The organism is Xanthomonas cannabis pv. cannabis (genome assembly GCF_000802365.1).
GTDB classification, from domain to species: Bacteria; Pseudomonadota; Gammaproteobacteria; order Xanthomonadales; family Xanthomonadaceae; genus Xanthomonas; species Xanthomonas cannabis.
In genome coordinates, this window is record NZ_JSZE01000132.1 from 1 (window position 1) to 8,839 (window position 8,839).

General features: G+C 66.5%; 7 protein-coding genes. 3 read left to right on the forward strand and 4 right to left on the reverse strand.

What is annotated here, in order from left to right:
- Positions 1–155 precede the first annotated feature (155 nt).
- Positions 156–1,298, forward strand: a complete 1,143-nt coding sequence (locus OZ10_RS17830) for a GDSL-type esterase/lipase family protein (RefSeq protein ID WP_039407062.1) — start codon at positions 156–158, stop codon at positions 1,296–1,298.
- 136 nt (positions 1,299–1,434) lie between these two features.
- On the opposite strand, the gene OZ10_RS17835 is transcribed toward OZ10_RS17830, so the two are convergent.
- Positions 1,435–2,079 (reverse strand): DMP19 family protein, encoded by a 645-nt coding sequence (locus OZ10_RS17835; protein WP_039407065.1) that lies wholly within the window; start codon positions 2,077–2,079, stop codon positions 1,435–1,437.
- A 140-nt stretch (positions 2,080–2,219) separates the two neighbouring features.
- The gene (gene phhA, locus OZ10_RS17840; protein WP_039566291.1) at positions 2,220–3,110 is read right to left on the reverse strand and encodes a phenylalanine 4-monooxygenase; all 891 of its coding nucleotides are present in this window, start codon (positions 3,108–3,110) and stop codon (positions 2,220–2,222) included.
- Positions 3,111–3,238: 128 nt separating this feature from the next.
- On the opposite strand from phhA, the gene OZ10_RS17845 reads away from it, so the two are divergent.
- Both OZ10_RS17845 and OZ10_RS17855 read left to right on the forward strand, forming a co-directional pair.
- Positions 3,239–3,721: an Lrp/AsnC family transcriptional regulator gene (locus OZ10_RS17845; RefSeq protein WP_039566292.1), complete on the forward strand. Its 483-nt coding sequence runs from the start codon at positions 3,239–3,241 to the stop codon at positions 3,719–3,721.
- A 510-nt stretch (positions 3,722–4,231) separates the two neighbouring features.
- A complete protein-coding gene (locus OZ10_RS17855) occupies positions 4,232–6,433 on the forward strand; it encodes a TonB-dependent siderophore receptor (RefSeq protein WP_039566295.1) in 2,202 nt (733 codons plus the stop codon).
- Positions 6,434–6,774: 341 nt separating this feature from the next.
- Here OZ10_RS17855 and OZ10_RS17860 read toward each other — a convergent pair whose 3' ends face one another.
- Together OZ10_RS17860 and OZ10_RS17865 are read right to left on the reverse strand one after the other, a co-directional pair.
- Entirely contained in the window at positions 6,775–7,812 is a 1,038-nt protein-coding gene (locus OZ10_RS17860) for a patatin-like phospholipase family protein (RefSeq protein ID WP_039407079.1), read from the reverse strand.
- 278 nt (positions 7,813–8,090) lie between these two features.
- Positions 8,091–8,839 (reverse strand): AIM24 family protein (locus OZ10_RS17865; protein WP_039566296.1); only part of this gene is annotated, 749 nt, incomplete at its 5' end.

Sequence of the window (8,839 nt, forward strand, 5' to 3'; positions counted from 1 at the left end):
CGGCGGCAGACAGCAACCCCAAACGGGGAAGGCTTGGACGACGGCAGCACCGTCCAATAGGTCCAATGCAGTCGCACCCTCATCCGCCTCCGGGCACCTTCTCCCAAAGGGAGAAGGAACAGCGCTGCGCACTTACCACCTCCCCGGAGCCCATCATGCGTCTGCTGCTGTTCGCATCGCTACTGCTCTTTGCAAGCATTGCCCACGCCGCACCCCACCACATCTTCATCGCCGGCGATTCCACCGCCGCCGACTACGGCCCGGAGCGCGCGCCGCAAGCCGGCTGGGGCCAACTGCTGCAGGAGTGGTTCGACCCGGCGCAGTGGCAGGTGCATAACCACGCCAAGGGCGGCCGCAGCACGCGCAGTTTCATCGCCGAAGGGCGCCTGGATGCCATCGCAAAAGAATTGCAACGCGGCGACATCCTGCTGATCCAGTTCGGCCACAACGACGCCAAGCGCGAAGATCCCGCGCGCTACACCGATCCCACCACCGACTACGTGCATTTCCTGCGCCGCTACATCGCCACCGCACGCGACACCGGCGCCACCCCGATCCTGATCACCCCGGCCGCACGTCTGCTCTACGACTTCGGCGCGCTGCTCGACACGCACGGGCGCTACACCCTGGCGATGCAGCAACTGGCCGCCGAAGAACGCGTAGCCCTGATCGATCTCAACGCCAGCTCCAGCGACTGGATCCGCGCACTCGGCGAACAAGCCGCCAAGCCGTATTTCCTGTTCGTGCCCGAACAACACAAGGCCGACGGCACCCACTTCAGCCGCGCCGGTGCCACCGCCATCGCCTGCCTGGTCGTGCACGGCTGGGTGCAACTGCAGCCCGAGCTCAAGACGCAACTACGCCGCGATGCCGACTGCGGCGCAGCACCCGACACCGCCGCCCGACGCACCGCACAGGCGCATCCCTCGCTGGTGCTGCACGAACGCGATCTCGCCCGCGAGCAACCCGGCCCGCACGGCGGCGCCGGCCCCACCACGGCCTATCCATTCTTCGCAGACGCGCCGGAGCTGAAGTTCGTGCTGCGCAAGCGCGTGCTGCACAAGGGCGCCGGCATCGGCCTGCACCTGCACGACAAGGACGAGATTTATTACATCGTCAGCGGCCGCGGCCTGTACGCGCTGGATGGCAAGCAGTACGACGTCAACGCCGGCGACGCGCTACTGACGCGGCCTGGCAGCACGCATGCGCTACAGCAAACCGGGGAAGAACCGCTGGTGTTGCTGCTGGCCTACACGCAGATACCGAAAAAAATAACCGGCGTAAAGCCGACCAGGTGACGTCATCGGTCGACGATTCCACGGGGGCGTTGAACCGTGTGCTGAAACATCCAGGCGTACCGCGGCGATCGGCAAGCTGCAGGTCCACAGCCGGCGATGCAGTACCTGCATGCAGCATGCAGCACGGGCAACACCCTCAGGCCTTGTCCACGCCGTAATGCGTCAGGCCCAGGCGCGCCAGGTCGCCGAGCCGGCGGTAATACACCTCTTCCCACCCCTGCACGCGCTGGCGGTCGGCCTCGTTCATGGCGTCGAGGATGTCTTCGATGCTCAGCAGGTCCGGGTCTTCTTCCAGCCGTTCGAACACCGCGCCCAGCCCTTCGATGGCCTGCCGCGTCTGCGCTGCGCCCATGGCCGCCAGGCCGCGCAGTGCATCGCTGCGGGTGGCCGCATCCCAGCGGTCGAAATAGCGCGCATAGCCGCTTTCGCTCATGTCCGCATCCAGCCGGGCCAGTGCGATCAGCTCACGTTCGCCCGGCGTCAGCGCGTCCAGGCGTCCACGCAGCGTGGCCAGTTTTGCCTGCGCGCGTGCAGCGCGCCGGCGCCACAGCAGCTCGGGCATGTGGAGCAGGCCTTCCGGCGTGGGTGGTGCGATCGCCGGCCAGTTCACCCCGAAGCCGTCGTCGGTGAGCTGCCATTGCGCACGCTGCGGCGGTGTCGCCTTGAGCAACAGGCGATGGGCCTGGATGGGCTCATCGATGCGGATGCCGTTGGCCAGGGTGAACAGCAGGCGGGTGTCGTCCAGCTCCAAGCGCCGGATACGCAGATGCGTCAGGTCCATCGAGCGAAGGCGGGTGTGGGGAGGATTGACCTTAGTCCGCAGTGGCAGCGGTGTCGAGTCGGTGTGCCCACATCGCAGCGCCAACACCATGCATCGCCTCACGCTGCCGCAGCAGGCAGCACGTGACTTCAGCGGGTGCCTCACACGTCGCCGTCGCGGCTCCAGCCCTCGCCGGTGCCGCGCTGGAACGCCAGATCGCTTGGCAGCACATCGCCGGCCGGCACCTGCGCCTGCTGGGCGAGATCGGCGTAGATCGGGGTGAAGTCGGGCGCGGTGGCCTCCATCAATTGCGCAAAGCTGTCGATGACGAAATAGGTCTTCTGGAAGCTGTCGATGCGGTAGCGGGTGCGCATGATGCGCTGCAGATCAAAGCCGATACGGTTGGGTGCAGCCGACTCCAGTGAGTACAGCGACTCGCCCTTGGACGAGACGATGCCGGCGCCGTAGATCCGCAGCCCCTGCGCAGTCTTGATCAGGCCGAACTCCACCGTGTACCAGTACAGCCGCGTCAGGTTCTGCAGCGCGTCCGCGCCGATGCCATGCGCCTTGACCCCGCCACGGCCATAGGCCTGCATGAAGTCGGCAAACAGCGGGTTCATCAGCAGCGGCACGTGCCCGAACAGGTCATGGAACAGATCCGGTTCGGCGATGTAGTCGATCTGGTCGGGCCGGCGGATCCACCACGTCACCGGGAAGCGCTTGTTGGCCAGGTGATCGAAGAAGTCCAGCTCCGGCAGTAGGCCTTCCACCCCCACCAGCGTCCAGCCCGTCGCCGCCTGCAGCACGGCATTGAGCGCATCGAAGCGTGGAATCTGCCGATCGTCCATGCCCATCGCATCCTGCGCCTGCAGGAACTCAACGCAGGCGCGGCCCACCAGCAACTCGCGCTGGCGGCGATACAGCGTGCCCCAGGTGGCATGGTCGTCGCTGCTGTACCCGTCCCACGGCTGGTTGACCACTGCGGTCGTGTAGACCGGCACGTAGCCCTTGTCGGTGAGCTGGTTTTCGACGCGGCGCGGGGCTGTGTTCATGCGGTAGAAATCCCATGGCGGCAGCGGTTCACCTTATCTGGATCGTGACGCAACAGGCTTGCGAATCTTGCGCGCAGCGGCCGATTGCGCGCAAGATTCGTGCATCGGAATCTGCTGCTGCGCAACATATGGATCAGCCAATCGCCCTGGACCGCACCGATCTGCGGTTGCTTGCCCTCCTGCAGACGCAGGGGCGTACCAGCAATGCCGAGCTCGCCATGCAGGTGAACCTGTCGGCCTCGGCCTGCCTGCGCCGCACGCAGCGACTGGAGGCGGCCGGCATCATCGCCGGCTACGGTGCGCGTCTGGATGCCCGCGCGCTGGGGCTGGGCCTGCAGGCCTTCGTGCGGGTGCAGCTGGAACAGCATGGCCAGGCCGATATCGACCGGTTCGCCGATGGGGTGCGCGGTTGGGACGAGGTGGTGGCGTGCTGGGCCCTGACCGGCGACATGGATTATCTGCTGCAGGTGCAGGTACGCGACCTGGAGCATTTTTCGCGGTTCCTGCTGGATCGCCTGCTCAATGCCACCGGCGTGTCGGACGTCAATTCCAGTTTCGTGCTGCGCACGGTCAAGGCGCCGGAAGGGCTGCCACTGTCGCATCTGGGCTGAGCGGGCGCACTGCGCTGGCGGGTCACTAGCGGGCCCTCCATGTTGTTTCCAACGCGCTGTGCGCCGCGTTGGCCACGTTCGCGCGCGTGCGTGGCTGCGGTGGGGAGCCGTCCTTCGTCATCATCCACACCACCGGTGTCGCCCATGGCCGCGTCTTTCGGCAGCGTGAGCGCGTTACCAGCACGCGCATTGTCACCGCCGGCGCCGGCGCCGGTGACTTGGCCGGATGCGCCGTCGTGTTCGCCACGCCGCGGCGTGTGTCTTGATGCACGACGCGCGTTGCCGAACCATTGACGGCTCCCACGATCAAGCGACCCCAACCGCGCCTCACTTGCCGCACAAACGATAACGATTTACATTTGCGTAACGTCTGGCCGGCTCCGGCCATGTCCTCTCGTCGATCCGCCAGCCTTTGCCAGGCCAGCCAGCCATCGCCTGAGCAGGACGCTGACACATGACTGCCTCCCTGCTGCCACGCCACGGCGTGCGCCCACGATCGATGAGAGACCGATGCCTGCATTGCCCCATTCCCTGACCACGCTGTCTGTCGCCCTGCTGTGCGCGCTGAGCTTGCCGGCCCCGGTGCACGCGGCCGACCTGGCCGATGCCAAGACGCTCGACCAGGTCAACGTCAACGGCACGGTGAGCCGCGCGCAACCGGCCACCACCACGCGCCTGCCGCTCACGCTGCAGGAAACGCCGCAGTCGGTGAGCGTGATCGGGCTGCAGCGCCTGGAAGACGAATCGCTGTTCAGCATCGACGATGTGATGCGCAATGTGACTGGCGTCAACGTGTCGTTCTACGACACCCAGCGCCCACTGTATTTTGCGCGCGGTTTCCAGATCACCGATTTTCAGGTCGACGGCCTGCCGACCTATAGCGGGGCGACCAATCAGGAATACGACACGGTCTTCTACGACCGCATCGAAGTGATCCGCGGCGCCAATGGCCTGCTCACCGGCGCGGGCATTCCTTCGGCCACGGTGAACCTGCTGCGCAAGCGCCCGGGCAAGGACTTCGATGCGTCGTTTGCGGTGAGCGCGGGCACCTGGGATTTCCGCCGCATGCAGGCCGACGTCAATGCACCGCTGACCGAAGACGGGCGTTTTCGCAGCCGTGTGGTGGCCGCCTGGCAGGACCGCGATTACTACTACGACCGCTACCACGACAACAAGATGTCCGGCATGGCGGTGCTGGAAGGCGACCTGACCGACAGCACCACGCTCACCGTGGGCTACCAGCGCCAGGACAACAGCCCGGTCGGCTCGACCTGGGGCACGGTGCCGTTCTTCGCCGCCGACGGATCGTTGGCCAATCTGCCGCGCTCCACCAACATGGCACCGGAGTGGACGCGCTGGCAGCGCGAAACCAGCACCGCCTTCGCCAACCTGGAACACCGCTTTGGCGAGGACTGGCTGCTGCGCGTCAACTACGCCCATACCAAGGGGCAGGTGCAGAACATGCGCGTCTACGGCACCGGCTATCCGGCGGCCGATGGCAGCGGCATCTTCCTGCGCACAGCGGCCGGCGAAACCGAGGATGTCCGCGACAGCGTGGACGTGTACCTATCGGGCGGTTTTTCGCTGTTTGGCCGCCAGCACGATGTGGTCGTCGGCGGTAGCTGGCAGGATCTGCAGTCCACCGCGTACCCCACCGTGCAGACCTATCCGGATGACTGGGCCACCTGCATCAGCCCGACCGGGGCGCGTGAGCGCTGCTATTTCATTCCCGACATCCGCAACTGGAATGGCGACATTTCCGAGGTGACCTATGCGCGCGACGGCCGGCGCAATGAAGCGCGCACCACGCAGCGCGGCGTGTACGCCTCCACCCGCTTCCGTCTGGCCGAGCCGCTGTCGCTGATCGCCGGCGCACGCCTGAGCACCTGGCAGACCCGCACCCAGGCCTTCAGCGCCAGTGGCAGCTATACCGGCACCAGCGGCCGCTACAAGGTGAGCGACGAAGTCACCCCGTATGTGGGTCTGGTCTACGACATCGTGCCCGACGTCTCGGTCTACGCCAGCTACACCGAGATCTTCAATCCGCAGAACTACCGCGACAAGGACAACAACCTGCTCGCGCCGGTGGAAGGCTCCAATCTGGAAGCCGGCATCAAGGCGCAATTGCTCGACGGCCGCGCGATGGCCACCGCCGCCGTGTTCGAAGCCAAGCAGGACAACTTCGCGGTGCGCGACATGACCCAACCGGAAGGCGCATTGCCCGATGGCACTTCCGCCTTCATCGGCGTGGACGGCACCAAGAGCCGTGGCTGGGAAGTGGATTTCAACGGTGAGATTCTGCCGGGCTGGACGGTCAACGGTGGCTACACCCACGTCAAGGTGACGCGGGCGCCGACCGATGAGATCTACGCCAATCTGCCGGAGGACTATCTGCAGCTATCCACCCAGGTGCGCCTGCCCGGCGCCTGGGACCGCCTGAGCATCGGCGGTGGCATCAGCTGGCAGAGCGCGGTGCGCGGTTTCAATATCGCGCGCCCCATCGGCGACGGCAGCGGCGCCACCACGCCGGTCACCGTGGTGCAGAACCCGTACGCGCTGGTGCATTTCAACGCCAACTACCGCATCAGCGATCAATGGACCGCCACGCTGGCGGTGCGCAACGCCTTCGACAAGACCTACTGGGCGAATCTGGATTATCAGAACTACGGCGAGCCGCGGTTCGTCAGCGTGTCATTGCGTTGGCGATATTGAGGTCGATGGCGATGCATGAGCCTGAGTGAAACACCGGGCTGGGTGGCGCGCATTGCCGTGCGATGCGCGTCGCGGTCATCGGGACGGCAGCGCGACCAGGGTCGCTCCTGCCAAAGCAGTGCAATGACAAGGCGCTGTAGGAGCGGCCCTGGCCGCGCTGCCGTCTCGATAACGTCTGGCCCTCGAGCGCCCACGACATCCAGCAGCCGCACATTCCGCAGCTACACGCGACTCTCCAGCGCGCGCGATGGGCATCACCGGCAACTCCTGGCGCGCTCGCGTGCCCTGGCAACAGCCGCCTCCGGCGGCCGATCCCACCCATCCAGCTCAGCGTGGCCGCGTCACGGTGCCACGCAGGCCTCGTCCTTACCGCGTAGTTTTTCCCAGCGCGAGCGTTGTTCCAGGCAGCGCTCGTAGGCCTGCTGCCTTGCTGCCCTGGCCTGATCGGCCGCCGTGCGCGTGGCACTGCTGCGCGCGGCCTGCAGCTGCGCAATCTTGGCGCGAATCTGCGGCATTACCGCCATGGCGGCGCGTTCGCCTTCCAGGATCGCAGCGCTGCGCTGGTTGAAATCGGCCGAGCCGATATCGTTGACCTTGGGGCGCACCACCACGTCCGCGCGCTTGAGTTCGGCCTCGCCCAGGCGCTGGCCCATGATCGAGATGGACTGGTTCACCGTGCCCAGCAGGTCGCCCGGATTTTTGCCGCTGGCCTTGCTGGAGATATCCACCGCCACCACGAACTCCGCGCCGAGTTGGCGTGCGGCATCCACCGGCACCGGGCTGACCACGCCGCCATCGACAAAGTGGGACTGCCCGATGGTCACCGGCTCGAACACACCGGGAATACTGCTGGACGCACGCACCGCCTGGCCGGCATTGCCGCGCACGAACACGGTGCGCTCGCCATCTTCCAGGCGCGTGGCCACGGCGGCAAACGGCTTGCGTAACTTTTCGATCGGCTTGCCGCCCAACTGGTCGTTGACGTAGTCCTGCAGCTTCTGGCCCTGTACCAGGCCGCCGGAAAACAGCCGCACGTCGCGGATGCTGGCCTGGTCCAGCGCCACCGCCTTTTCCTGCATGTCGAAGGCCGTCATGCCGCTGGCATACAGCGCGCCGACCACGCTGCCGGCGCTGGTGCCGGATACCACCACCGGGGCAAACCCGTTGGCTTCGAGCATCTTGATCACGCCGATATGCGCAAAGCCCTTGACGGCGCCGCCGCCGAGCGCGATCCCGATCTTGACCGGCTTGGCTGCCGTCGCCGACGGCGGCTGCACCACCGGCGCGGGCAGGGCCGGGCGTGGCTCGCCACCGCAGGCCGAGAGCAGACCGAGCAGGGACAACAGGGCAAGCGAGCGGGGGCGGCGAAGCGCAGTCATGGCGAAAACGTCGATGGGAAAGGCGAGGGAGAATACACGCGCGCTGCCACTGCTGCTGCAGTGATTGGCGTGGGTGGAGCTAATTCAAAACGGCATCATCTGCAGGCCTTGCATTCCCTTCTCCCACCGGGACATTGTCCCCCTTCATGGGGGAGAAGGTGCCCCGTAAGGGCGGATGAGGGTACGCGCGAAGCGTCGTGCATCCATTCCGACGAGTGGCTTCGCCCCGCACCCTCACTCGCTAAATCACCACCACGCCAACCCGCCGCAGCGCCCACTCAGAACCGGTTATCCCCATCCAGCAGCCGGCCCAATCCGCCCAGCACCGAGCCTTCGCCGCGTTGCTGGCCGCCGGCTTGCGGAGCGGCCTGCAGCATGCGGCCGGCCATGCGCGAGAACGGCAGCGATTGCAGCCAGACCTTGCCCGGGCCGGTGAGGGTGGCCAGGAACACGCCTTCGCCGCCGAAGAACATGCTCTTCAACCCGGCCACGCGGCGCACGTCCATGTCCACGCCGGCGTGATAGGCCACCACGCAGCCGGTGTCCACATCGATACGCTCGCCGGGCGCCAGCTCGCGTTCCACCACGGTGCCACCGGCATGCACGAACACCCAGCCGTCGCCTTCGAGCTTCTGCATGATGAAGCCCTCGCCGCCGAACAGGCCGGTCAGGATCTTGCGCTGGAAGGCGATGCCCAGCGACACGCCGCGCGCGCCGGCCAGGAAGCTGTCTTTCTGGCAGATCAACTGGCCACCATGCTCGGACAGCCGCAGCGCCAGCACCGTGCCCGGGTAGGGCGCGGCGAATGCGACCTTGGCCTTGCCGCTGCCGGCGTGGGTGAACACGGTGGTGAACATGCTCTCGCCGGTGACCACGCGCTTGCCGGCCGACAGCAGCTTGCCCATCAGCCCGCCACCGCCGCTCTGGCCGGCATGCGAGCCGTCGCCGAACACGGTGTCCATCTGCACTGCCGAATCCTTGTACATCAGCGCACCGGCCTCGGCGATGGCGCTCTCGCCCGGGTCCA